Source organism: Kitasatospora sp. NPDC057904, assembly GCF_042887925.1.
In the GTDB taxonomy this organism is placed as follows: Bacteria; Actinomycetota; Actinomycetes; order Streptomycetales; family Streptomycetaceae; genus Kitasatospora.
The window spans coordinates 721,866-746,232 of record NZ_JBHVOL010000001.1; the positions used below are offsets into that span (position 1 = coordinate 721,866).

Here is a 24,367-nt window from a genome sequence, read left to right on the forward strand (position 1 = left end):
CAGGGGATCGACTCCCCTGCCGGGCCGTCGTTGTGGCGTCAGGGCCGCAGGGTGGGGGCGGTCACGATCGCCTTCAGGTGGTCCAGGTCGAGCGCGGGGTCGCCGGGCCGGTAGGTGTAGGCGTTCTCGCCGTTCCACTCCGAGATCCGCACCTGGCCGCCGTCCGGCGTGTGCACCGCGGCCGTCCAGTGCAGGATCGGGTTCGTCGCGGTCTTGCCGTTGCCGAAGCGGTTCGTGACGACAAGCGTCCCGTCGGGCTGCTTCTCCCGGACCTCCAGCGGGGTCGGCAGGTTGTCGTCCATCGACCTGAGGTCGTCCTGGCCCCGCTTGGACGGTGCGTCCCCGCCGACCATCAGCATGCTCGTGCGGCCGTCGACGGTGACGGTCAGCACGCCGTGTTCCGGGTCCTGGCCCTCGACCTTCGCGCCGGCGGGCAGCAGCGGGACCACCTTCGCGAGCAGCTCCGCGTTCGACGGGGCGCTCGCGGACGGGGTCGGCGCCGGGGCGGCGCCCGGTGCCGGCGCGTCCTTGACCGGGCTGAGCGCGGCGAACACCCGGAGCCACTCCATCGAGCACACCAGGGCGGTCAGTTGGGCGTCGTTCAGCGGCGGGTCCGGGCGGTTCGCCGTGGCGGGCTGCCCGTTGTACTCGATGACCTGGATCCGGTTGCCGTCCGGGCGCGCCAGGGTGGCCCGCCACTCCCGTCCGCCCGGGGTGGTGGTCGTGCGCAGCTTGTCGATCGCGATCGCGGCTCCGTCGGGCCGGACGGTGCGCCGGCAGGAGTCCTGCGGCGTCTGGAACGGGTCCATGCAGACCGCTCCCGCTTCGGGCCGCAGGTTCGTCCGGTCCACGAAGGCCTCGATGATGCTCGCCCCCGCCCCGTCGTCGAACAGCAGGGTGACCGCGGTCTGGTGCCCGTGGAGCATCGTCGTCGGATCGCCGCCTCCGAGCGGCGTGACGGTGCCCTTCGGCAGCAGGCCGCCGACCAGCGAGACCAGTTCGTGCGCCGACATCGGCTGCTCCGGCGCCGGGTCGGCGGGCCCGACCGCGCCGCGGGACGCCCCCCGGTCGACCGCCGCGAAACCGCCCACCCCGGCCAGCACCAGCACCGCGAGGGCGCTCGCGGCGACCGCGCGCCGACGGCGGCGCCAACGGCGGCCGCGCTGCTCGGCGACGGCGGCCAGGGTGTGCTGCACCGGCTCGGGGGCCAGCTCGGCGGCACCGCGCAGGGCGCGGGCGAAACCGTCCTCGAACATGTCGTCAGTGGGCATGGCGCAGCACCGCCTTCTCGGAGGAGGGGTTGGGTCCGCCGGTTCCGTTCGCACTTCTCGCCGTACCGGTGCCGGCCGTGTCCGTGGATCCGCCGAGGACGGCGTCGATGTCGTCGCCCAGGACCCCGCGCAGGCGGGCGAGGGCCCGGCGGCAGCGCGCGCGGACGACGGTGCCGCTCAGCCGAAGCGCGGCGGCCGTCTCCTCGACGCTGCGGTCCTCCCAGAAACGCAGCACCAGCACGGCGCGGTCCGACGCCGGGAGTTCGGCGAGGGCGCGCAGCAGCGTCAGCCGCAGTGCCGGGTCCGGGTCCTGCACGCCGACCTCGGGGAACTCGTCGGTGACGCGCTCGGAGGCGCTGCGCTTGCGGCGGTACGACAGGAACGTGTTGACCAGGACGGTCTGCGCGTAGCCGCTGGGGTTGTCCAGCCGGGAGATCTTCCGCCACTTGACGAAGATCCGGCCGAGCGCCTCCTGCACGAGGTCCTCGGCGAGGTGGACGTCACCGCCGGTGAGGAGGAAGGCGGTCCGGTGGAGGTGCCGGGCGCGGGAGGCGACGAAGTCCGGGAAGTCCGGCCGGTGTGGCTCGGCCGGGGTGTCCGGATTCGATGATTGATCCATACCTTGGTAACGCGGTGGGAGTCGGGGCGTGTGACAACGTGATCGTCAGAAGATCGTACGGATGTGCGCGCACCCCGAAGTGCGCACACATCCGTACGTCCGAGCCAGGGGTCGGGCCGGGGCTCGGGCCAGGGGTCAGGTCACGGTTCAGGCCGGGGGACGGGCCGGGGTTCGGGCCGGGGCTCAGGCCAGGGCCAGGAACAGCTTCTCCAGCTCCGCCTCGGTCATCGGCGCACCGTCCTCGTCGGCCGCCGCCATGCACTGGCGCATACCGCTGGCGACGATCTTGAACCCGGCCCGGTCGAGGGCCCGGGACACCGCGGCGAGCTGGGTCACGACGTCCTTGCAGTCGCGGCCCGCCTCGATCATCGCGATCACACCGGCCAGCTGGCCCTGCGCGCGACGCAGCCGGTTCAGGACCGCGCCGACCGCCTCCTCGTCCACCTGCATGTCCGGGCCACCTTTCACGTCGGCTGTCGACTGGCCAGTGTACCCGGTGGGGTATCCGGGCCGGGGCCCCGGCCGGCCACCGCCCTCAGCGCCTCGCCAGGCGCCGCTCGCCGCCGGCACCGGTCGCGTACGGGAGTTCGTAGTGCGCGAAGACGGCGGGCTCGTCGACGGCGGGCAGGACGTCGTCCGTGCCGATCGCGGGCGCCTGCTTGACGACGCTCTTCGGGAACGCGACCTTGACGTAGCCCGGTCCGACCACGGCCCCGTCCAGCGGGACGAAGACCAGCCGGCGCCCGGACATCACGCCGACCGTCACGGTCGCGAAGAAGGGCTCGTCGGTGGACGTCTCCACGTACACGGACTCCAGCGAGCCGATCCGGCCGCCCTTCTCGTCCACGACCGCCTGGCCGCGCCACTCCCGGATGTCCGCCATGCCGATCACCATGACCCGTCCGCCTTCCCGTCGACGACCTGGGACTCCCATCCTCCGCCGGAAGCCCCGGCTACGCCCGACGAGCGATTCGCTCACCCGAGCGGGTGACAGCACGGGCATGGAGTCGGCGGCGGGAGCAACACGGGGAGCACGGGCGACCGGTCCCGCGCTCACGACCGCCGGTCCTGAGCGCGGGACCACCTACCGCCGGGCCCAGTCCGGGGCCCAGGTGGGGCCCTCGGGGCGGGCGTCCGGGATGGCGGCGAGGTGGGTGCGGAGCGCCCGCAGGGCGGGGTGCGGGTTGTCGCGGTGCCAGATCAGCGAGTGCGGGTAGACCGGGACCGGGTCGTGCACCGGGACGCGGCGCAGGTCGTGGCCGGCGGGCCAGACCAGGCGGGTGCGGGCGCCGGCCAGGGTGGCCAGGCCCGGGGTGTCGGCGATGACATCGAGCAGCGCGTCGGAGCCGAAGTTGGGGCCGGTGCCCTCGATCGTGAGCCCGAACGCGGCGCAGAGGTCGTCGTAGTAGGCGCCCCACTCGGTGCCGGGTGCGCTGCCGGGGATCCAGATGCGGTGGCCGGCGAGCCCGGTGAGCGTCACCGAGCGGGCGTTCGCGAGGGCGTGGCCCGGGCCGGTGAGCAGGTCGTGGGGCTCGTCGAGGACGTGCGCCGTCGCGATCTCCTCGGGCAGCTCCCGGCCGGGAGCGAGGACGGCGCGGAAGGAGGCGTCGATCGTCCCGGCCAGGAGCGCGGCGACGGCGTCGTCGGCGGTGTGCAGGTGCACCACGTCGAGCTCGACGTCCGGGTGGGCGCGGTGGAAGTCCCGCAGCAGTCCCGACGGGGCGATCCGGGAGGCGATCACGTCGACGCGCAGCGCGCGGCTGCCCGGCCGCACCGAGGCGGCGGCCCGCTCCGCGACGCGCAGGAGCTCGCGGGCGTGGGGCAGGAACGCCTGTCCGTCGATGGTGAGTTCGGCGCCGCGTGGGGTCCGGTGGAACAGCCGCACCCCGAGGTCCTGCTCCAGCGCGGCGACGCGCTTCGAGACGGCCTGCTGGGTGACGGCCAGCTCGGCGGCGGCGTCCTGGAAGCTGCCCGCCGTGGCTGCGGCCACGAAGGTCCGTACGGCGTTGAGGTCCATGCCGCGAAGCCTAAGGGCACAACGGATGGTTGTGCGGTGCCGGGCCTGCGGTTGTTTGATCCGTGGTGGGGCGGGCCGGTTTGATGCTCCCGGTCGCCATTCGGTTGTACCGCCGGTGATTCCGGTCCGAGAGGGGTGCGCGGGGGATGTGGGGCAGGAAGTCCTTGGGCGGGCAGTCCTTGAGCGGGCGGTCCTTGAGCGGGAAGCCGCCGGGGAGGCAGTCGCCGGGGAGGGCGTTCGGCTGGCTCTGGGCCGCGTACGGCACGAGCGCGATGGGCACCCGGCTGGCGTTCGGGGCGTTCCCGTTCATCGCCGTCCACCTGCTGCACGCCGGGGCGTCGGCCGTCGCCGTGCTCGCGGCGGCGGGTGCGGCGGTCGGCGCGGTCGTGGCCGTGCCGCTCGGGCCGTGGGTGGAGTTCCGGCGCAAGCGGCCGGTCATGATCGGGATGGACCTGCTCCGCTGCGCGGCGCTCCTGAGCATCCCCGCCGCCCACGCGCTCGGGTGGCTCGGTTTCGGCCAGTTGCTGGCGGTGTCGGTGGCCGTCGCGGCGGCGGACATCACCTTCGGGGCGGCCTCCGGCGCGTACCTCAAGAGCATCGTCCCGCCGGAGGGGCTGCTGGCCGCCAACGCCCGCTTCGAGTCAACGATGTGGACGACGACCGTCCTCGGGCCGCCGCTCGGGGGCGCGGCGGTCGGGCTGCTCGGCCCGGTCGCGACCGTCGCGGCGGACGCGGTCAGCTACCTGCTCTCGGCCCTCGGCATCCGGGCCATCGGCGGCCGGGAGGCGCGGCCCCCGCGCGGCGGCTCCGCGCGCCTGCGGGCCGGGGACCTGCTCCAGGGCTGGCGGTTCGTGCTCGCCGATCCGGGGCTGCGGCCGCTGTTCCTCAACACCGTGCTGGTGAACGCCCTGATCATGGCCACCGAGCCGGTGCTCACCGTCCTGCTGCTCGGGCCGCTCGGGTTCGCGCCGTGGCAGTACGGCCTCACCTTCGCCGTCCCGTGCCTCGGCGGGCTGGTCGGCTCCCGGTTGTCCGGGCCGCTGGTCGCCCGGTTCGGGCGGCGCCGGGTCCTGCTCGTCTCCGGGACGCTGCGGGCGTGCTGGCTGCCGGGGCTGGTCCTCGTCGGTCTCGGCGGGCCCGGGATGCTGCTGGTGATGGCCGTGGAGTTCGGGATGATCCTCTGCATCGGGGTGTTCAACCCGGTGTACTCCACCCACCGGCTGGAGCGGGTCGCGCCGGACCGGGCCGCCCGCGTGCTCACCGCGTGGTCGGTGAGCGCCAAGGCCGCGACGGCCGTGCTCACCGCGCTGTGGGGCGTGCTCGCCGGGGTGACCGGTCCGCGGGCCGCGCTCGGCCTCGCCGGGCTGTGCCTGCTCGCGACCCCGTTGCTGCTCCCCCGGCGCGGGCGGGCGGCGGAGCCCGTACCGGCGGCGTCGGCGGTTTCGGGAGCGCCGGGGGCGCCGGGGACTTCGGGGACTTCGGGGGTCCGAAGGCTGCGCCGGCCGGTGGTGCCCGGTCGTGCTGTCGGGGGCCTGGGTACCGGTCCGATGGTGGTGCCTGCTCCAGGGGAATTGGGGGGCTGGCCCTATCGCCCCGGGCTTGGCGGCGCGACTACCGTCCCTCGTGTACGGAATTTCGGACGACAGGGAGGTTGGGCATGGGGTCGCAGCACCGGTACGTCGGGGCGGTCGTGGTCGCCGGGGCGGCCGCACTGGCCGTCGCGGCTCTCGGCGGCTGCTCGCCGACGAAGAGCAGCTTCCAGGACGACGCGACGGTCTCCGACCGGATCACCGCCGTCCGACTGGACACCGACGCGGGGAACGTCACCGTGGAGGGCAGGCCGGGGGCCACTCAGGTGTCGGTCCACCGGTCCGTCGAGTACGGGCACGGCAAGCCCGACGGCACCACGCGGGTGGAGAACGGCACGCTGGTGCTCGGCGGCTGCGGGGACGACTGCTCGGTCGGCTACACGGTCGAGGCCCCGGCCGGGCTGCCGATCAGCGGCCGGACGTCGGCCGGGGAGATCCGGCTCTCCCGGGTCGGCGAGGTCGCCGTGCACACGAGCGCCGGCGGCATCACGCTCGACGACGTCGGCGGGCCGGTCGACGTCCACACCTCCAGCGGCAGCATCGTGGGCACCACCCTGCGGGGCGAGCGGATCCAGGCCCGCACCAGCAACGGCGACATCCGGCTCACCCCGGCCACCGCGCAGGACATCACGGCCAGGACGTCCAACGGCGCCATCACGGTGACGGTCCCGGCCGCCGCCTACCACGTGAGCACGTCGACGAGCCACGGGAACATACGCGTCGGGGTCGGGGACGACCCCGGTGGCCGCTACCGGCTCGACCTCACCACGTCCAACGGCGACATCACCGCGGCGACGGGCTGAGGAGTCCCCCGGCGACGGGAGCCTCGGCGGCGCCGAGGAACTCCTCGACCAGGCCGACGAACCGCTCCGGCTCCTCCACCCACATCCGGTGGCCGGAGCGGGCCAGCACCTCCAGCCGGGCCCGGGGGTGGCAGGCGGCCACGGCGCGGGCCGGGTTGGTGCCGATCATGCCGTCGAACGCACCGGCCAGGACCAGGACGGGCGTCGCGGCGGCGGTGAAGCGGGCCAGCCGGTCGCGGAGCTCCTCCGGGGCGGCGGAGCCGGCGTAGAAGGCCTCGCGGTACCACGGCAGCGAACAGGCGTGCTCCGGGCGGTACTCGGCGGCGGTGTCCGCGGTCCAGGTGTGCCAGAAGAAGGGCAGGATGCGGCGCTGCAGCGCCGCCGGTCCGGCGGCGCCCGCACCGCCCTCGGCGAGCAGGCGGTCGGCCTCGGCGGCGTCCGCGTACCAGGGCTCGCCGGAGCGCGAGGCCCGCAGGGCCGCCAGTTCGGCCTCGTCGGCCTCGCGCGCCGCCCGGCCGACGGGTGCGGCGAGCACGGCCCGGCGGACACGGTCGGGGTGGGCGGCCAGGTACTCCTGCGCGGTGAGGCAGCCCGCCGAGTGGGCGAGCAGGTCGATCCGTTCCAGGCCGAGGTACCGGCGCAAGGCCTCGACGTCACGCGCCTGGTGGACGAAGGACACGGTGTCCCGGTCCGCCGGTACGTCGGAGTGCCCGGTCGCGCGCGGGTGCACGAGCACCAGGGTGCGCCGCCGGCCGAGGCCTCCGAGGTCGCCGAGGTACCCCGGGGCCATTCCGGGCCCGCCGGGCAGGACGACCAACGGCTCGCCCCGGCCCGCACGTTGGCAGCTGATCCGGGACCCGTCGTAGGAGGTGTACGAGAGGAAGGTCGACATACGGCAAACGATCACACGCCGGGGCCGCGGCCGTCCCCGCGTTCCACACATTGGTCCAGACCAGCAGGCGGTCAAGGGCTGATGACGGACCTTCAGAGCCAGCCTCGTTCCTTGGCGCGGAGACCGGCCTCGAAGCGGCTGCGCGCGCCGAGGCGGGCCATCAGGGTGGCGGTGTTGCGGCGGACGGTGCGGACGGAGAGGGCCAGCCGGTTGGCCACCGCCTCGTCGGTCAGGCCCTGGCTGAGGAGGTCGAGCAGACCGCGCTCGTGACGGCTGAGTTCGTCGCTGCGCGGGCCCGGCACGGCCTCGCCCCCGGCGACACCGGCAGCGCCACCGGGGGCGATCAGCGGCTCGGCCGTCTCCCAGACGGCCTCGAACAGGGCCCGCAGCGCGGCGACCACACCGGGGGCGGTGATCAGGACGGCGTCCAGGCAGTCCGGGTCCAGCGTCGCCGGGACGATCGCCGCCGTCCGGTCGAAGACCAGCATCCGGCGCAGCGGCGTGACCGGGACGGTGCGGATCTCGGCGCCGTGCGCGGTCAGGACCCGGGCGTAGGCCAGGCTCGGCTCGTGCCGGCGCACGCTGTCCGGGTACACCGAGCGCATCCGGATGCCGCGCGCGAGACCGTCGAGGGTGAGCCCCAGTGCGTTGGTGGTCGCGACGGCGCCGCTGGTCCGGGTCTGGAACGAGATCGTCTCGAACCGGTTCCCGCGGGCGAGTTGTTCGATCCGGGCGACGACGGTGTCCTGGCCGATCAGCCGTTCGGTGTCGCGGTGGCGGATGCCCGGTTCGGCCATGGCGTACTCGGTGAGGAGCCGGGTGACGGTCGTCCGGGTGCGGTCGAACTCCGCCTGCTGGGCGAGGAGTCGGGCCTCCTGGCGGGCCAGCAGCGCGCGCAGGCCCTCGCTGGGGTCGGCGAGGCACAGCGGGCCGGGCTCCGCCGGGTCGGCGCGGCCGGTCGCGGAGCCCGCGGGCGGCGAGACGGCGGGCGGCGCGGTGAGTGGCTCGCTCGGTGGCTGGGCGGGCGACTCTGCGGACGATGCGGCCGGCGGATCGGCCCGCGGGTCGGCCGGCGGATCGGCCGACGGCCATGCGATCGGTTCCGGCCGTGTCCGGATGGACGGCCTGAGCAGCCCCGCCGCGACGAGCCGGCCCAGTGCGTCCCCGACCTGCCCGGCCGTCAGGCCCAGCCGCGCGGCGATCTCGGCGTGGTGCGTCACGCCCTCACCCAGCATCAGTCCGTACACGGCCCCGGCGTCCCGCCCGAGGCCCAAGCCCTCGTACACCCTCTGACCTCCCCCGATGTCCCCCGCTGGCGCGATCCTGCCACTGGCCGGATGCTGCCCGCCGGCGATCTTCCCACAGCACGCCACGGGCCGTCAGACTCTCGTCCGCCGCCAACCGCACCCTGGCGCGGCACGCCCGAAGGCCGTAGGAGGAAGTCCCATGTCCCAGCCCGCCTCAAGCCCCGCCCCCAGGCCCGGACGCGCCCTCCGGGTGCTGCTGGACTGGGGGCCGACGCTGCTGTTCAACATCCTCGCGCCGGTGCTGACGTTCAACGCGCTCAGCGGGCACGGCACGTCGGACGTCAACGCCCTGCTGATCTCCTCGGCCTGGCCGGTCGCCGACCTCGGCGTGTACTTCCTGCTGCACCGCAGGCTCGACGAGTTCGGGATCTTCACCCTGGTCACGCTCGTCCTCGGGGCGCTCAGCGCGCTCGCGTACAACACCACCGAGCTGATCTTCATCAAGGACTCCGCGCTGACCGGTCTGATCGGCCTCGGCTTCCTCGCCACGCTGTTCGCGCCGCGCCCGGCGATGTTCTACTTCGGCCGCAAGTTCGCCGCCGGCGGCACCGCCGAGGGCGTCGAGCGCTGGAACGGCCTGTGGGTGCACGAGGGCTTCCGGCGGGGCCAGCGGCTGCTGACGGTCATCTGGGGCGTCGCGTTCGTCGTGGAGTCGGCGCTGCGGATCGCGCTGACCTACGTGCTCTCGACCAAGGCCATGGTCACCGTGAGCAGCGTCATGCCGTGGGTGTTCCTCGGCGGCCTGATCTTCTTCACCATCACCTGGGGCCGCCGTCGCCAGGCCCGGATGCAGGAGACCCTGGGCCTGTCGGACGACCGGATGCCCGCCCCGCCTACCGCCTGAGTCGCCCGGCCGCCGTGGCGCGGTGGTGCTCGGCGTACCGGCGGAGCACCGGCTGGAGGTAGTCGACCTGCGGGCCGGCCAGTGCGGCGGCCTCCTCGGGCGTGGCGATGAGGGCCATCCCATCGAACTCCGGCTCGACGCCGCGCGAGCGCTCGTCGGCGAGCATCGCCTCGAAGTCCTCGCGCAGCGCGACGGCCGAGCGCGGCGGGGCCAGGTAGAGGACGCCGACGTTGCCGTTGGTGGTGTGGACGACGATCCACCGCCGCAGGGCCCCGGGGTCCGTGTCGCCGCCCGTCTCCTCCAGGAGTTCACGGGCGGCGTGGCGCTGGAGGGCCGGTTCGTCGAGGAGGTCGTCGCCGGTCGGCGGTTCGACGTTGCCACCGGGCAGGCCCCAGCGACCGGGGTGGGCGGTCGGCCCCGCCATCCGGCCGACCAGCACGCGGCCGTCGTCGGCCGGCTGGACGACGGCGACGAACAGGGCCGGCAGCCAGCCGGTCGCACCGGGCACCCGGCGCAGGACGAACTGCCGGTAGGTGGTGCGGGCCCAGCCGAGTTCGAGGTCCTGTGGACCGTCCGACCGCAGTCCCGCGCAGACGGCGACCGGGCCGTCGAAGAACGTCGGGTTGGCCCGCACCGCCTCGGCCCAGGCGCGGTCCATCGCCGTCCGCTCCTCCGGCGTGAGGTCGGGGGCGGCGGTCTCGACGAGGCGGATCCCGGTGGGCGCCAGGATCTCGACCTCGGCGGGGGCGGGCTGTCGTTCGGTCACGCGGCACATGCTGGCACAGGCCGTGCCACCAGGCCGAACCCGGCGTGGAGCGCATGCGGCCGATCACCGCGCCCGCCCGGCGATCGGCGCGCGAACCGGCACGGTGCCACGGGCCCGCACGGGCGCGGCGCAGACGCACAACGCCCGGCGCAGCGCAGATGCATCACGCCCGGCGCACGCGGCGCCCGCTCCGCGCGCACCCTCGCCGAGCGCCGGTCCCGCTTTCCCCCGACCCGATCCATACGGCACCCTGATGCCGCCCGCCTTGCCCGCCCGCGCAACGCTTTGCCACCGTGGTGAGGTGAGCGCGGCGGAACGGGGTGGACGCATGAACGGGCTCGGCGAGCGGACGGCCCCGGTCGTCGACCCCACGGACACCCCGCGGATCACGATCCTCGACGGGCGGTACCAGCTGGCCGTCCACGGCCTGGCACGGGCGGACGACACGTTCGCCGTCGCGTACTCGGTGACCCCGCCCATGCCCGGCGACCTGCACATCCCCTCCCCCGTCGCCTCCCGGCTGTCCCTCCGCCTGGAAGCCGACGACGACCTCGGCCACCGCTACACCGGCACGGGCGGCGCCCATGGCCTGAGCGCCGACGGGCTGCGCACGGAGGGGACGGTCTCCGGGCAGCCCGCCGTCGCAGCGGAGGCCGCGGAGCTCAGGGTGCGGCTGGTCTTCCGCCGCGGCCCGGAGGAGTACGCCTACCGGCTCGCGTTCCCGCTCCCACTCCCGCTCCCGCCGGAGGCCTGAGCGGCGGCCGAGACCCGGCCCGCATCACGCCGAAGGCCAACACCCTTTGTCAGAGGGCGACTTGGGTCTCGGCGCGCTCACGGATGTACTCGTCCGGGTGCGTTCTGGCGATCTCCACCGCGCGTTCCACGAGCGGGTGCAGCTCGGCCGGGTACGCGCGCGGGACGAGCGGCAGCCCGGGGAGGATGCTGCGGCGGACGTCCTGGTCCTCGTTGGCGACGAACTCCCGCAGCGCGGCCTCGTGCCACGCGTTGCGCACGCTCGCGCCGTCGTCCGGGTCGGTCCAGCGGTCGCCGGCCGACAGCGCCGTCCAGTACCAGGCCCGCGCCGCGCCCGCGCGCTCCTCGTCCGTGCCGGTCCGCAGCCGGGCGAGCAGCGCCATCCGGACCCGGCGCCGGCCGAAGCCCGTCAGGGCGGGCTCGACGAACCGCCGGTTGAAGCTCGGGTTCGGGTCGTAGACCGCGGCGTTCAGCAGCGCCTCGAAGTACTCCTCGGGGAGTTCGGCCCGTCCGGCGAGCGCCTTGTGGACCTCCCAGCGCCCCGCGTCCGTGAAGTCCGCCCCCGGCGCGACCTCGATGTCGAGCAGTCGGAGCAGGTCGGCCAGACGTTCCTCGAACGCGCGTGATCCGCGCCTCGCACTCCCCGGCCACGGCCGGAGACCCCGCACCTCGCCCGCCGTTTCGTTCGCTTCCACGAGCCCCTCCTCATTCTGAGTCACCGGCACACTACTCGCTGCACATCCGTTCGGAGGGTGTTTTCGCGCAGGCCGGGGGCCCGATCGGCGCCGCCGGACCGGGATTGACGAGCCCCCGCCCCTTCCACCACCCTTCCACTAATCGAATAGTGAAAGGGTACTTTCCCGATGCACGCGGTCCTCTCGCCAGCCCGCCCGATCCACCCCGACCCCCAGCCGTTCCCCGGCCTCCTCACGCGGCGGCTCGCCGTCCTGTGCCGCCCCGCCGCCCTCGCCTGGGGACTGGCCGCCGGCTTCGCCGCCCTCTACGCGTGCGTCGGCGTCAACCGGCACCGCCGCGGCCTCACCAAGGCCTACGACCTGGGCATCTTCGAACAGGCCATCCGCGCCTACGCACACGGCCGGGCGCCGGTCGTGCCGCTCAAGGGGCCCGGCTACCACCTGCTCGGCGACCACTTCCACCCGCTGATCGCCACCCTCGCCCCGCTCTACCGGGCCTTCCCGACCCCGGTCACGCTGATCGTCGCCCAGGCGCTGCTCATGACCCTGGCCGTCGTCCCGCTCACCCGCTGGGCGCACGAAGCGGCCGGACCGCGGGTGGCCCTCGCCATCGGCTGCGTCACCGGGGCCTCCTGGGGGATCGTCCGGGCGGCGGCCGACGACTTCCACGAGATCGCCTTCGCCGTCCCGCTGCTCGCCTTCGCCGTCACCGCGCTCGGCCGGCGCCGACCGTTGGCGGCCGCGCTGTGGTCGCTACCATTGCTGCTGGTCAAGGAGGACCTCGGCCTGACCGTCGCCGCGGTCGGCGCGCTCATCGCCTGGCAGGCCAGGCAGGACCGCCGCAGCCCGGCGCCCGGCCTGGCCCTCGCGGCGGCCGGCCTCGCCGCGACCGCCCTCACCGTGCTCGTCATCCTGCCGTCGTTCAACCCCACCGGCGGCTTCGACTACTGGCAGCAGGTGGACGGCGGCGGACACCCCTCGGCCGGAGCCATGGCCGCGCGGCTGGTCTGGCCCCCGGTCAAGTGGCTGCTGCTGTTCCTGCTCGCCGCCACCACCGGCTTCCTCGGCCTGCGCTCGCCGCTCGCCCTGCTCTGCGTGCCCACCCTGGCCTGGCGCCTGCTGTCGGCCAACCCCAACTACTGGGGCGTCAGTTACCACTACAGCGCGGTGCTGATGCCGATCGCGGTCGGCGCCCTCATCGACGTCATCCGGCGGGCCGACCGCCGCCGGATCCGGCGCGCGCTCGCCGTCAGCGCCCTGGTGACGGCCGTGACGCTGCCGCTCTACCCGCTGCACGAGGTCGTGATGCCCGAGGCCTGGCGGACCTCGCCGCGCCTCACCGAGACCCGGGCGATGCTCGGCCTGATACCCGACGACGCCACCGTCGCCTCGTCCAACCGGCTGGCGGCACAGCTCACCGACCGGGCGGTCGTCACCCTGGTCTGCCGGCCGCCGGACGGTCCGGGCCCGGAGTGGGTCGCCGTCGACCTGCACGACCCGACCGTCCAGTCGCCGTGCGCCATCGCCGCCACGCTCCACATGGTGACGGAGTACCGGGAGCGCGGGTACCGGCCACTGATCGACCAGAACGGCCTGCTCCTGCTGAAGCGACCCTGACCGGCCGGAGCCGCGCCGATCGAACCGAGCCGCCGTCCGGCCGGAGGCTCTCCCGGACCCCCGGGTCCGGCTTGACCCGCGCGCCGCAGTGGGCCACCATTCCACTATTGAACTAGTGAAAGGCCGCAACGGGGTGATCGAGTACCGCATCGAGCGGCGCAGCGGCGTCTCCACCTACCAGCAGATCGTGCAGCAGACCAAACAGGCCCTGCGGCTGGGCCTCCTGCAGCCCGGGGACAAGCTGCCGACCGCCCGCGAGGTGGTCGAGCTGACCGCGATCAACCCCAACACCGTGCTGAAGGCCTACCGCGAACTCGAACGCGAGGGCCTGGTCGAGCCCCGGCCGGGGCTCGGCACCTTCGTCCGGCGCTCGCTCGCCCGGCCGGAGGCGGCCGCCGACGGGCCACTGCGCGCCGACCTGGTCGGCTGGGTGGACCGGGCCCGGGAGGCCGGGCTGGAGCGCGAGGACATGGCCGCGCTGATGGCATCCGTTCTGGAGCAGCGCTTCGGCACCGGGGTCTCCCCGGCACCGCCGAACTGAGAACTACCTGTGGGGGACCGGGTGAACGACCCGATGAACATACCGCCGGCCGAAACGCCCCTCGAAGCGGCGGCAGCCGAACCGGCGGCATTGGAGGCCACCGGCCTCGGCAAGCAGTACAAGGGGGAATGGGCGCTTCGCGGCTGCGACTTCACCGTCCCGGCCGGCCGGATCTGCGGGGTGGTGGGCCCCAACGGCGCGGGCAAGAGCACCCTTCTCGGCCTCGCCGCCCGTCTGGTCGCCCCGACCGAAGGCGGGCTCCGGGTCTTCGGCGAACCCGGCGCGACGGCCGAACTGCGCGCCCGCGTCTCGTACGTGGCGCAGGACAAGCCCCTCTACCCGGGCTTCACGGTGGCCGAGACGCTACGGATGGGCCGCGAGCTCAATCCCGCCTGGGACGACGAGGTGGCCCACCGGATCGTCGAACAGGGCGAGTTGAGGATGCGGGCGCGGATCGGCTCGCTCTCCGGCGGCCAGCGCACCCGGGTCTCGCTGGCGCTCGCCCTCGGCAAGACGCCCGACCTGCTGCTGCTCGACGAGCCGATGGCCGACCTCGACCCGCTCGCCCGCCACCAGCTCATGGGCACGCTCATGGCCGAGGCCGCCGACCGCGGCACCACCATCGTGCTCTCCTCGCACATCCTCCCCGAACTCGACGGCGTCATCGACCACTTGCTGCTCGTCCAGCACGGCCGCATCCGGCTGGCCGGCGACCTCGACGACATCCTCGACGGGCACCGGCTGCTCACCGGCCCCGCCGAGGCGCCCGCCCCGCCCGCCGACGTCCTGGTCGAACGGCGCGTCGGCGGACGCCGGGCCACCGCGCTCGTGCGCACCGACGCGCCGCAGGACGGACCGTGGGAGGGCGAGCGGCCGAGCCTGGAGGACCTGCTGCTCGGCTACCTCCGCTCCCCCGCCGCCGGACAGCCGTCCGCCACCCTGAATGACGAGGCCGCCGCATGAGCGAACGAAGTGAGCGAATCATCAAGAGGTGCGCATGGGCGAATGCCCCTGCCGAGCGAAGCGAGGCGGGCGCATGAGCGAACGAAGTGAGCGAATCATCAAGAGGTGCGCATGGGCGAATGCCCCTGCCGAGCGAAGCGAGGCGGGTGCATGAGCACGAACGTCCTGCCCGACCGGGCCGCCACGTCCACGGCCCCGCGGCCGGCCGCCGGGCGGATACGCGGCCTGACGTGGGTGGTGCTCCGCCAGAACCGCGCGCTCCTCCGGACGATGGGCGCCCTGCTGGTCCTGGCGGCCGCCGATCTGCTCTGGATCCACATCGCCAGCCAGCACACCATCGGAATTCTCCGGAGGACCGGCTGCTACAGCCCCGCGAGCTGGAACAGCACCCAGTGCTGGACCCTGCTCGCCCCCATCAACCGGCCGACGTTCTGGTACGTGCAGGTACTCCAGCCCGTCGTCACGGCGATCCCGCTGCTGGTCGGCGTCTTCGTCGGCGCGCCGATGATCGCCCAGGAGCACGAGCGCGGGACGATCCGCCTCATCCGCTCGCAGTCCGTCCACCCGCTGCGGTGGCTCGCGGTCCGACTCGCCGTGCCCGGCCTCGCCGTGCTGGCCACCACCGGCGTCGTCGCCGCGCTGATGAGCTGGGTCTGGTGGACGGACGTCGTCCACGGCCCGATCGCCTTCGACCCGCCGTTCCAGTTCTTCACCTACCCCGCCCTCGGGCTGGCGCCAGTGGCCTGGTCCCTGTTCGCGCTCGCGGTGGGCGCGCTGCTCGGCCAGCTGCTGCGCCGGACGCTGCCCGCGATGTTCGTCACGGCGGCTACGGTCGGAACCGCATTCGGCGCCATGAGCTGGGCCCGCCGGTACCTCTACCCGATCACGGACAAGGTGGTACCGCTGCACGAGGCGCAGCCGACCAACGCGTGGCTGATCGACCGCGGTGCCGTCATGGCCGACGGCACCCGGGTCGGCAGCGACACGTGCCTGTTCGGGAGCCACGCCTGTGACGGGGCCACCGCCTCCTGGATCAAGTACCACCCCTCCGCCGACCTCGTCCCCGTGCAACTCGTGGAGGCCGGAATCCTGCTGGCCCTCACCGCCGCCGTCCTGGTGGCCGTCTTCCGGCTGGCCCGGAAGTAGCCCGCCCCGGGCGGCCTGCCGCCCCGACGCCCCGACGGCAGTGACACCCCGACGGCCGTGGCACTCAGGCCGGGCGGCCGGGCGGGACGAGGCCGGACTGGTAGGCGATCGCGACGAGTTGGGCGCGGTCGCGGGCGTCGAGCTTGGCCATCGCGCGGTGCACGTGGGTGCGGACCGTGAACGGGCTCACGTACATGCGCTCGGCGATCTCCTCGTTGGTCAGGCCGGTGGCGGCCATCGACATCACCTCGCGTTCGCGGGCGGTGAGGACGGCGAGGCGTTCGGCGGTGACGGCGGCGGCCGGGTCGGGCTGGGCGAGGAACTGGTCGATGACGGCCCGGGTGGCGGCGGGCGAGAGCAGGGCGTCGCCGGCGGCCACGGTGCGGACGGCGGCGAGGAGCTCCTTCGGGTCGGCGCCCTTGCCGAGGAAGCCGCCCGCGCCCGCGCGCAGCGCCTGGGCCACGTACTCGTCGATCTCGAAGGTCGTGAGGATGAGCACCCGGGTGCCGGCCAGTTCCGCGTCGCCGCAGATCGCCGCCGTCGCACCGAGGCCGTCGGCACCGGGCATGCGGATGTCCATCAGGACGATGTCCGGCCTGGTGGCGCGGGCGAGCTCCACCGCCTCGCGGCCGTCGGCGGCCTCGCCCACGACCTCCATGTCGTCCTCGGCGTCGATGAGGACGCGGAAGGCGCCGCGCAGCAGGGCCTGGTCGTCGGCGAGCAGTACGCGGATGGTCATGGGCGGTCCTTGTCGGGTCGGGCGGAGTCCCGTCGGACGGCGTCGCACCAGCCGGCGACGGGACGGGCGGCGTCGGAGCGGCCGGTCTCCGGGTGGGAGGCATCAGGGAGGGCGGCCTCCGGGCCCGGGTCGCGGGCGCCGGTGCGCAGCGGGAGTTCGGCGGTGACGAGGAACCCGCCGCCGGGGCGGGGGTCGGCGGCGAGGCGTCCGCCGACGGCGCCGGCCCGTTCGCGCATGCCGATGAGGCCGAAGCCGCCCTCGCCGGGGACCTGGCTGGGCAGCAGCACAGTCCGGCGGGCGGCGACCGGCGGCGGGCCGCCGTTGGCGACGGTCAGGGCGAGCCGGCTCTCGGTGTACCCGATGGTGACCTCGGCGCCGGCACCGCTCGCGTGCTTGGCCACGTTGGTCAGGGACTCCTGGAGGATCCGGTAGGCGGTGAGGTCGACGCCGGGCGACAGCGGCCTGGCCTCGCCCCGGACGTTGAGCCGCACCGGCAGGCCGGCCCGCTCGAAGGCGTTGATCAGGTCGGGGAGGCGGTCGAGGCCGGGGGTGGGTTCGAGCGGGGCCGGCTCCTCGGCACGGCGCAGCAGGCCCACGGTGGCGCGCAGTTCCTGGAGGGCGGAGCCGGTGGCGTCGGTGATGTGGCTGAGGACCTCGCGGGCCTGGGCGGGGTGGCGGTCCATGAGGTGGACGGCGATGCCGGCCTGGGCGTTGGCGAGGGCGATGTGGTGGGCGACGACGTCGTGGAGGTCGCGGGCGATCCGGATGCGCTCGTCGGCGACGCGGCGGCGGGCCTCCTCCTCGCGGGTGCGCTCGGCGCGTTCGGCGCGCTCCTCGATGGCGGCGAGGTGGGCGCGGCGGTTGCGGATGGAGTCGCCGAGGGCCCCGGGCAGCAGGGCCCAGGCGAGGACGCCGAGCCGCTCGCCGAAGTGGCCGCCGGCGTCGACGGCCAGCGAGGTCGCGGTGAGCACGACGGCCGTGACGATGGAGGCGCGCAGCGCGGTGGTGCGGTCCGTGCGGACGGCGAGGAAGTACAGCGCGCAGAGCAGCGGGGTGGCGAGGGCGGGGGTGAGCTTGGGGGTGGTCGGGGTCAGCAGGACGGAGCAGACGAGCGTGACCGCGACGACCGCGAGCGGGTGGCGGCGGTGGGCGAAGACGGCGACGACGGAGACCAGCGACAGGACGCCGGTGAGCGGGTTGAGGCCGTGGAAGTGGCCGCTCTGGTCGAGCGTCGCCCCGAAGGCGGTGGAGGTGACGAGAGCGGCGCCCCCGACGACGTCCATCAGTCGGGGGTGGTTCTGGCGCAGGCGCTGCCAGGTGGTGGTCATGGGTGCTCTCCGGGTCGCGGGTCGGGGGCCGTCGGCGCGAGCGGCGGTGCGCTCGGCGGCGGCCCCCGACTGCAACGGTAATCGGTGGGCGTTCGAATCGGTGGCCGTGGAATCCGTGACCCTGGGTCCGGCGGCCGTTCGAATCGGTGACTGCGCTAGACGCCGACGGACTCCCGGACCGGGGCCGGCTCGGGGGCGGCGGTGTGCAGCTTGCTGCCCTCGACGTCGATATCCGGTATGAGGCGGTCCAGCCACGTCGGCAGCCACCAGGCGCGGCGGCCGAGCAGGGCGAGGACGGCCGGGACGATCGTCATGCGGACCACGAAGGCGTCGAACGCGACGGCGGCGGCGAGGCCGAGGCCCATCATCTTGATCATCGGCTCGCTCATGCCGATGAAGCCCGCGAAGACGGCGATCATGATGAAGGCGGCGGCAGTGACCACCCGGGCGTTGTACCGGAAGCCGGTGACGATGGCCTGGCCGGGCTGCTCGCCGTGCACGTAGCCCTCGCGGATGCGGGTGACCAGGAACACCTCGTAGTCCATGGCGAGGCCGAAGACCACGCCGATCATGAAGATCGGCATCATGCTCATCACCGGCCCGGTCTGCTGGACGCCGATCAGGTCGGCGAGCCAGCCCCACTGGAAGACGGCGACGACGGCGCCGAGCGCGGCGGCCACCGAGAGCAGGAAGCCGAGCGCGGCCTTGAGCGGGACGAGGACGGAGCGGAAGACGACCAGGAGCAGGAGCACGGCCAGGCCGACGACGATCGCGAGGTAGGGCACGAGCGCGTCGGTGAGCTTCTGCGACACGTCGATGTTCATCGCCGTGGTGCCGCTGACCAGGACGCTCGCCCCGGTCTCGGCCTTGAGGCCGGCCGCGTGGCCGCGGATGGCGTGGACGATGTCCTTGGTCTCGGCGGCGGCCGGGCCGGTGGCCGGGATCGCGTTGAGCAGGGCGGTGTCGCCGGCCTTGTTGAACATCGGCGGGGTGACGGTGATGACCCCCGGCAGCGCGGAGACCGTCTTGGCGACCTCGCTCGCGGCGGCCTTCGGGTCGGGCGCGCCCTTGGCGTCCACCAGGACGGTCAGCGGGCCGTTGAACCCGGGACCGAAGCCCTCGGAGAGCAGGTCGTAGGCGCGGCGCTGGGTGGTGGAGGTCGGCTTGGCCTCGTCGCCCGGCAGGCCGAGCCGCAGGTCGAGCGCGGGCGCGGCCAGCACGCCGAGGCCGATCACGCCGCCGAGCAGCACGGCGACCGGCCGGCGCAGGACGAACCGGGCCCAGCGGGCGCCGCCGTTCTCCTTCGCGGACGCGGGGGCCGGGGCGGCCCCGTCGGCGTTCCCGGCCCTCTTGCGGACCTTGCGCGGCAGCACCCGCTTGCCGATGAAGCCCAGCAGGGCGGGCACCAGCGTGAGCGCGACCAGGACGGCGATGACGACCGTGCCGGCCGCGGCCATGCCCATCTTGGCGAGGAGCGGGATGCCGACCACCGAGAGCCCGGCGAGGGCGATCACCACCGTGAGGCCCGCGAACACCACCGCGGAGCCGGCCGTGCCGGCGGCCCGGCCGGCCGCCTCCTGCGGGGTGCGGCCCTCGGCGAGCTCGGCGCGGTACCGGGAGACGATGAACACGGCGTAGTCGATGCCGACCGCGAGGCCGAGCATCATCGCGAGCGTGCCGGTGGTGCTGGACAGACCGAGTACGCTGCCGAGCCCGGTGATCAGCGCCATGCCGAGGCCGACGCCGACGACGGCGGTGAGCAGCGGCAGCCCGGCGGCGACGAGCGAGCCGAAGGTGATCGTCAGGACGACCGCGGACAGCGCCATGCCGATGGCCTCGCTGCTGCCGCCCGCCTCGGGCTTGGCCGCCAGGGCGGTGCCGCCGATCTCGACCTTGAGCCCGGCGTCCCGGCCGTGCTGGGCGGCCTGCTCCAGGGCGCTGGTGGCGCCGGCGGACAGCTTGCCCGCCTTGACGGAGTAGTTCACCGTCGCGTACGCGGTGGTGCCGTCCTTGGAGATCGTGCCGGCCTTGAACGGGCTGACCGCGCCGGTGACCTCCTCGGCGTGCGCGAGCTCGTCGACCGTCTTCTCGACGACCTGCTGGTTCGGCCCGGCGGTGATCTTCTGCCCGGAGGGGGCGACGAACACCATGCGGGCGGAGGCGCCGTCGGCGTGGCCGCCGGGGAAACGCTCGTTCATCAGGTCGAAGGCCTTGTGGGCCTCCGTGCCGGGCATCGCGAAGCCGTCGTCTGGCGCGGCGGGTGCCTTGGCCGCGAGGACCCCGCCGACGGCCAGCAGGGCGACCCACAGGAGGGTCACCAGCCGGCGCCGGACGAAGGCCCATCGGCCCAGGCGGTAGAGCAACGTGGCCACGGGAGAGCGGCCTCCTTCGGATCGCGGTCTTCGACCTGGTGCGGAACACGCCGCGGAGGGCCGGGCGCCGGTCGGCGCGGTCCTTCCGCAGCGTGACCAATCCTTCGTCGCCGGCCCCTGCTCCGTCGTCATCCCTGCGCAGACACTTCCCGTACTGCGTACGCAGTAGGTCACCTCCCCGGACGGCGGAGCGCACGCCCTCCCCTCGAAGCAGTCCCGGGTGCTTCCGACGGCGTACCCGGCGTGCCCCCAGCGGCGGGCGTCACCCGTGCGGGGGCGTCACCCGTGCGGGGGCGACAACGGGCCGGTCGCGGGCGGCCGAAGTAGCGTGATGTGCCTGGCCCGGCCGTTTTCGGACGCCCGGACCGACCCCACCCGATCGGTGCTGACCCCAGCCCGCCGCCGGAGGTGCCCCATGGGCGTACCCGCCGCCCGCATCGTGTTCGACGAGAGCGACCGCACGGCCGTCGCCGAGGCGGTGGCGGAGATCCTCGCCACCGGTGCGATGACGCTCGGCCCCTGGACCGAGCGCTTCGAGCAGGCCTTCGCGGCCGAGCACGGCGCCTCGCACGCCGTCGCGGTGTCCAGCGGCACGTCGGCGCTGGAGATCGTCCTGCGCACCGTCGGCGTGCGGGACCGCGACGTGGTCGTGCCCGCCGTCACCTTCTACGCCACGGCCGGAGCCGTGCTGCACGCGGGCGGCCGCCCGGTGATCGCCGACGTCGACCCGGCCACCCTCGCGCTGTCCCCCGAGACCCTCGCGGCGGCCCTCACCCCGGATACGGCAGCCGTCGTACTCGTCCACATCGGCGGGCTGATCACCCCGGCCGTCGACGACCTGCGCGCGCTGTGCAACCGGCACGGCGTCCCGCTGATCGAGGACGCCGCGCACGCCCACGGCAGCAGCCTCAACGGACGCTCCGCCGGGTCGTTCGGCCTCGCCGGGGCGTTCTCGTTCTACCCGACCAAGGTCACCACGAGCGGCGAGGGCGGCATGATCCTCACCGAGTCGCCGGAACTGCGCGACGAGGCCCGCATCTACCGCGACCAGGGCAAGGGCTCGTTCAGCACCAACCACCACGTCCTGCCCGGCTACTCCTGGCGGATGAGCGAGCTCAACGCCGCCGTCGGCGCCGTCCACCTGCGCCGGCTCAAGGAGTTCATCGAGACCCGCCGGGCCGTCGCCCGCCGCTACGACGAGGCGCTGGCCGGACTGGCCGGGCTGGAGCCGGTCGCCGAACCGGTCGGCTGCCGCAGCAACTACTACAAGTACGTGGCGCTGCTGCCGCGCGGCGTCGACCGGGCCGACTTCAAGCGGATCGCCGCCGAGGAGCACGGCGTGCGGCTCTCCGGCGAGGTGTACGACCTGCCGCTCCACCTCCAGCCGGTGCTCGCCCCCTACCGGCGCGGCCCGCTGCCCGCCGCCGAGGACGTCTGCGCACGGCAGGTCTGCCTGCCGGTGCACTCCGACATGACCGAGGACGAGATCGAGCAGGTCGTCGAGGCCGTCTCGGCGGTCCTGCGGCGGCTGGCCTGACCGCGGCCGGCCGGCCACCCGCACCGATCCGTCGCCCGACCGACCGCCTCACCGACCGCCTCACAGACCGCTCGACAGACCGCTCAGACCGCTCGACAGATCAGCCGAAAGACCGCCCGACAAGGAGAGAGACCGTGCGGATAGCCGTCACCGGGGGATGCGGATTCATCGGCTCGCACGTCGTGGACCGGCTGGTCGCGGCCGGGCACGACGTCCTCGCGATCGACACCGCCGACAAGTACCTCAACCCCGAGGCCGAGCACGCCAGGATCGACGTCCTCGACCTGCCCGGCCTCACCGCCGCCCTGGCCGGGAGCGAGGTCGTCTACCACCTGGCCGCGATGGCCGACGTCGACCAGATCCGCACCGACCCCCTGCGCGCCGTCCGCGTCAACATCGACGGCACGGCGACCGTCCTGGAGGCCGCCCGGCGCAGCGGCCTCAGCCGCACCGTGCTCGCCAGCACCGTGTGGGTGTACGGCGCCGCACTCGGCGCCGAGGACCAGCTGGGCGGCGACGAGCAGGAGCTGGACGAGCACGTGCCGATCGATCTGGAGCGCAGCGGGCACCTGTACGTGGCCACCAAGCTCGCCGCCGAGATGCTCGTGCACAGCTACCGCGAGCTGTACGGCCTGCACTTCACCATCCTGCGCTACGGCATCCCGTACGGGCCGCGGATGCGCGACGAACTGGTCGTCGCCCGCTTCGTGCAGGCGGCCCTCGCCGGGCGGCCGATCACCATCGCCGGCGACGGCCGGCAGAGCCGCAACTTCGTCTACGTGGAGGACCTGGCCGACGGCCACGTCCGGGCCCTGTCCCCCGCCGCCGAGGACCAGACCTTCGCCCTGGAGGGCTCGACCGCCGTCTCGGTGCGCGACATCGCCGACACCGTCGACGGGCTGCTCGGGCCGGTGTCGATCGAGCACATCGAGGCCCGCACCGCCGACTACGCCGGCCGGCGGATCTCCTCGGCGCAGGCCAAGCGGCTCCTCGGCTGGTCGCCGCGGACGAACTTCGCCGACGGCGTGCGGCGGTACGCGGACTGGTACCGGGCCTCCCTCGGCTCCTGAGGCGCCGCTCGTGCCGCACGCACTGCTGATCTCCGGCTCCCTCGGCCAGGGCCACGACGTGATGGCCCGGGCCTGCGCCGACACGCTCCGGGAGCGCGGCTGGACCACCGACACCGTCGACGCGATGGCGCTGCTCGGCGAGCGCTCCGGCGCTGCCGGGGAGGCGGTGTTCCGGCGGCTGCTCGACCTGCCGGGGGTCTACGACGCCTTCCACTTCTCCGCGCTGCGGCCCGGCGCCCGCATCGCGCTGCTCGCCGACGCGGCGGCCCGCTCCCGGCTGGTGCCCGCGCTGCGGGAACTGACCGCCCGGCAGCGGCCGGACCTGGTGGTGTCGGTGTTCGCCACCGCGACCTCGGCCGTCAACCGGCTGCCGGGGCGGGACTTCAGGCACTTCGTGTTCTGCACCGACGTCACCCCGCACCGGCTGTGGGTGCAGGAGGGGACGGACCTCTTCCTCGTCACCTCCGAGGTCGCCGCCTGCGCGGTGCGGCGCTACCGCCCGGACGCGGAGATCGCCGTGCTGCCCGCCCCGCTGCGCGCGCCGTTCTACCGCCCGCCGGGGCGCGCCGCGGCACGGGCGGAGCTGGGTGTGCCGCCGGACGCCCGGTGCGTGCTCCTCATGTCCGGTGCCTGGGGACTCGGTCCGCTCGCCCGGACCGCCGCCTCCCTCGCGGCCGCCGGGCCGCACGTGCTCGCGGTGGCCGGGCGCAACGCGGAGCTCGAACGGCGGCTGCGGCGGGCCGCCGCCCGCGAACCGCGCCTGCACCCCTTCGGGTACACCGAGCGGATCCCGGCGCTCATGGCCGCGGCCGACCTCGTCGTCACCAGTTCCGGCGACACGTGCAGCGAGGCCCGGGCGCTGGGGCGGCGGATGCTGCTGCTCGACGTCGTCCAGGGGCACGGACGGGACAACCTGCAGCACGAACTGGAGCTCGGCCACGCCGACGTGACGAACGCCCACCCGGCCGACGTGGTCCGCAACGCCCTGGCCGCGCTGACCCGCCCGGAGCCCGCGCCGTCCGTCGGCGCGACGCCGGACGCGTGGCGCGCCGGGTTCGGCGCGGCGCTGGACAAGGCGGGGCTGGGGTGAGGTGGGCTGGGGTAAGGCGGGGCTAGGGTAAGGCGCCGCAGCGTCAAGGGAGTTCGCGACGCACCAGCGCCTTGTGGGCCGGCTCGCCCGTCCTGCGCGCATGGGCGAGGCGGGCCTTGACCTCGGGCAGGGTGCGCGGGCGGTAACCCGGGCCGCCGCAGCAGCTCTTGTGGAAGCCGATCCCCGCGTTCAGCAGCACGGACAGCGTCCGCCAGGCCGCGGTGTCGCGGCGGCGGGGCGCGGCGAAGGCGGAGCCCGCGTGGAACATCGGTGCGGCGCAGCGCGGGCAGATGCGCTCCAGCGCGCCGTAGGGCTTCTTGTACGTGGCCCGGCAGGGCAGGCAGACGTACGAGGTCTTCGCGTGGGCCATGGGCCGAGGGTAGCGAGCGCGCAGCCGTCTGGCCGAGC

23 protein-coding genes and 1 pseudogene are annotated in these 24,367 nt (G+C 74.4%); 11 read left to right on the forward strand and 13 right to left on the reverse strand.

Annotation, left to right across the window (positions count from 1 at the left end):
- Positions 1 to 38: 38 nt before the first annotated feature.
- The 5 genes from ACFVSN_RS03380 to ACFVSN_RS03400 all read right to left on the reverse strand — a co-directional run bounded on the left by ACFVSN_RS03380 (position 39) and on the right by ACFVSN_RS03400 (position 3,907).
- Positions 39 to 1,271 (reverse strand): hypothetical protein, encoded by a 1,233-nt coding sequence (locus ACFVSN_RS03380; protein WP_387590410.1) that lies wholly within the window; start codon positions 1,269 to 1,271, stop codon positions 39 to 41.
- Positions 1,261 to 1,890, reverse strand: coding sequence for a SigE family RNA polymerase sigma factor (locus ACFVSN_RS03385; protein WP_387590408.1), 630 nt, complete (start codon positions 1,888 to 1,890; stop codon positions 1,261 to 1,263). The genes ACFVSN_RS03380 and ACFVSN_RS03385 overlap by 11 nt, the downstream gene beginning before the upstream one ends.
- A gap of 183 nt (positions 1,891 to 2,073) precedes the next feature.
- The gene (locus ACFVSN_RS03390; RefSeq protein ID WP_329931520.1) at positions 2,074 to 2,340 is read right to left on the reverse strand and encodes a metal-sensitive transcriptional regulator; all 267 of its coding nucleotides are present in this window, start codon (positions 2,338 to 2,340) and stop codon (positions 2,074 to 2,076) included.
- 85 nt (positions 2,341 to 2,425) lie between these two features.
- Positions 2,426 to 2,773, reverse strand: a complete 348-nt coding sequence (locus ACFVSN_RS03395) for a PRC-barrel domain-containing protein (RefSeq protein WP_380439788.1) — start codon at positions 2,771 to 2,773, stop codon at positions 2,426 to 2,428.
- Between the two features lie 201 nt (positions 2,774 to 2,974).
- Positions 2,975 to 3,907, reverse strand: a complete 933-nt coding sequence (locus tag ACFVSN_RS03400; protein ID WP_387590404.1) for a LysR family transcriptional regulator — start codon at positions 3,905 to 3,907, stop codon at positions 2,975 to 2,977.
- Between the two features lie 272 nt (positions 3,908 to 4,179).
- Here ACFVSN_RS03400 and ACFVSN_RS03405 point away from each other — a divergent pair.
- Positions 4,180 to 5,355: pseudogene (locus ACFVSN_RS03405) on the forward strand (MFS transporter); the annotation flags it as partial.
- A gap of 209 nt (positions 5,356 to 5,564) precedes the next feature.
- Positions 5,565 to 6,299 carry a DUF4097 domain-containing protein gene (locus tag ACFVSN_RS03410; protein WP_380439793.1) on the forward strand — a complete coding sequence of 245 codons (735 nt, stop codon included), beginning with the start codon at positions 5,565 to 5,567 and terminating at the stop codon, positions 6,297 to 6,299.
- On the opposite strand, the gene ACFVSN_RS03415 is transcribed toward ACFVSN_RS03410, so the two are convergent.
- On the reverse strand, positions 6,280 to 7,191 hold the full coding sequence (locus ACFVSN_RS03415; RefSeq protein ID WP_387590401.1) for an alpha/beta fold hydrolase: 912 nt from the start codon (positions 7,189 to 7,191) through the stop codon (positions 6,280 to 6,282). The two genes, ACFVSN_RS03410 and ACFVSN_RS03415, sit on opposite strands and share 20 nt — an antisense overlap.
- A 92-nt stretch (positions 7,192 to 7,283) precedes the next feature.
- Positions 7,284 to 8,477: a LuxR C-terminal-related transcriptional regulator gene (locus ACFVSN_RS03420; RefSeq protein ID WP_387590399.1), complete on the reverse strand. Its 1,194-nt coding sequence runs from the start codon at positions 8,475 to 8,477 to the stop codon at positions 7,284 to 7,286.
- Positions 8,478 to 8,637: 160 nt separating this feature from the next.
- Between ACFVSN_RS03420 and ACFVSN_RS03425 the strand changes: the two genes are divergently transcribed.
- Positions 8,638 to 9,342 (forward strand): VC0807 family protein, encoded by a 705-nt coding sequence (locus tag ACFVSN_RS03425; protein ID WP_380510661.1) that lies wholly within the window; start codon positions 8,638 to 8,640, stop codon positions 9,340 to 9,342.
- On the opposite strand, the gene ACFVSN_RS03430 is transcribed toward ACFVSN_RS03425, so the two are convergent.
- Positions 9,332 to 10,108, reverse strand: coding sequence for an NUDIX hydrolase (locus tag ACFVSN_RS03430; protein ID WP_387590396.1), 777 nt, complete (start codon positions 10,106 to 10,108; stop codon positions 9,332 to 9,334). The genes ACFVSN_RS03425 and ACFVSN_RS03430 overlap by 11 nt on opposite strands.
- A 328-nt stretch (positions 10,109 to 10,436) precedes the next feature.
- On the opposite strand from ACFVSN_RS03430, the gene ACFVSN_RS03435 reads away from it, so the two are divergent.
- Entirely contained in the window at positions 10,437 to 10,862 is a 426-nt protein-coding gene (locus tag ACFVSN_RS03435) for a hypothetical protein (protein ID WP_387590393.1), read from the forward strand.
- A gap of 49 nt (positions 10,863 to 10,911) precedes the next feature.
- On the opposite strand, the gene ACFVSN_RS03440 is transcribed toward ACFVSN_RS03435, so the two are convergent.
- Complete coding sequence (locus ACFVSN_RS03440) at positions 10,912 to 11,556, reverse strand: hypothetical protein (RefSeq protein WP_380439805.1); 645 nt, start codon at positions 11,554 to 11,556, stop codon at positions 10,912 to 10,914.
- 168 nt (positions 11,557 to 11,724) lie between these two features.
- On the opposite strand from ACFVSN_RS03440, the gene ACFVSN_RS03445 reads away from it, so the two are divergent.
- From ACFVSN_RS03445 to ACFVSN_RS03460, 4 genes are all read left to right on the forward strand, one after another.
- Positions 11,725 to 13,173, forward strand: a complete 1,449-nt coding sequence (locus tag ACFVSN_RS03445) for a DUF2079 domain-containing protein (protein ID WP_387590390.1) — start codon at positions 11,725 to 11,727, stop codon at positions 13,171 to 13,173.
- Between the two features lie 133 nt (positions 13,174 to 13,306).
- Positions 13,307 to 13,714, forward strand: a complete 408-nt coding sequence (locus ACFVSN_RS03450; RefSeq protein ID WP_380439913.1) for a GntR family transcriptional regulator — start codon at positions 13,307 to 13,309, stop codon at positions 13,712 to 13,714.
- A 33-nt stretch (positions 13,715 to 13,747) separates the two neighbouring features.
- Positions 13,748 to 14,677: an ABC transporter ATP-binding protein gene (locus tag ACFVSN_RS03455; protein WP_387590387.1), complete on the forward strand. Its 930-nt coding sequence runs from the start codon at positions 13,748 to 13,750 to the stop codon at positions 14,675 to 14,677.
- Between the two features lie 150 nt (positions 14,678 to 14,827).
- Positions 14,828 to 15,823, forward strand: coding sequence for a hypothetical protein (locus tag ACFVSN_RS03460; protein ID WP_387590384.1), 996 nt, complete (start codon positions 14,828 to 14,830; stop codon positions 15,821 to 15,823).
- 64 nt (positions 15,824 to 15,887) lie between these two features.
- On the opposite strand, the gene ACFVSN_RS03465 is transcribed toward ACFVSN_RS03460, so the two are convergent.
- From ACFVSN_RS03465 to ACFVSN_RS03475, 3 genes are all read right to left on the reverse strand, one after another.
- The gene (locus ACFVSN_RS03465; protein WP_387590381.1) at positions 15,888 to 16,562 is read right to left on the reverse strand and encodes a response regulator; all 675 of its coding nucleotides are present in this window, start codon (positions 16,560 to 16,562) and stop codon (positions 15,888 to 15,890) included.
- A complete protein-coding gene (locus tag ACFVSN_RS03470) occupies positions 16,559 to 17,890 on the reverse strand; it encodes a sensor histidine kinase (RefSeq protein WP_387590378.1) in 1,332 nt (443 codons plus the stop codon). The genes ACFVSN_RS03465 and ACFVSN_RS03470 overlap by 4 nt, the downstream gene beginning before the upstream one ends.
- Before the next feature lie 155 nt (positions 17,891 to 18,045).
- On the reverse strand, positions 18,046 to 20,262 hold the full coding sequence (locus tag ACFVSN_RS03475; RefSeq protein WP_387590376.1) for an MMPL family transporter: 2,217 nt from the start codon (positions 20,260 to 20,262) through the stop codon (positions 18,046 to 18,048).
- A gap of 415 nt (positions 20,263 to 20,677) precedes the next feature.
- Here ACFVSN_RS03475 and ACFVSN_RS03480 point away from each other — a divergent pair, with 415 nt between their 5' ends.
- From ACFVSN_RS03480 to ACFVSN_RS03490, 3 genes are all read left to right on the forward strand, one after another.
- Positions 20,678 to 21,799, forward strand: a complete 1,122-nt coding sequence (locus ACFVSN_RS03480) for a DegT/DnrJ/EryC1/StrS family aminotransferase (protein WP_387590373.1) — start codon at positions 20,678 to 20,680, stop codon at positions 21,797 to 21,799.
- A 134-nt stretch (positions 21,800 to 21,933) separates the two neighbouring features.
- Complete coding sequence (locus ACFVSN_RS03485) at positions 21,934 to 22,869, forward strand: NAD-dependent epimerase/dehydratase family protein (protein ID WP_387590370.1); 936 nt, start codon at positions 21,934 to 21,936, stop codon at positions 22,867 to 22,869.
- A gap of 10 nt (positions 22,870 to 22,879) precedes the next feature.
- Positions 22,880 to 23,959 (forward strand): hypothetical protein, encoded by a 1,080-nt coding sequence (locus tag ACFVSN_RS03490; RefSeq protein ID WP_387590368.1) that lies wholly within the window; start codon positions 22,880 to 22,882, stop codon positions 23,957 to 23,959.
- Between the two features lie 43 nt (positions 23,960 to 24,002).
- On the opposite strand, the gene ACFVSN_RS03495 is transcribed toward ACFVSN_RS03490, so the two are convergent.
- Complete coding sequence (locus ACFVSN_RS03495) at positions 24,003 to 24,329, reverse strand: deoxyxylulose-5-phosphate synthase (RefSeq protein ID WP_380439825.1); 327 nt, start codon at positions 24,327 to 24,329, stop codon at positions 24,003 to 24,005.
- Positions 24,330 to 24,367 lie beyond the last annotated feature (38 nt).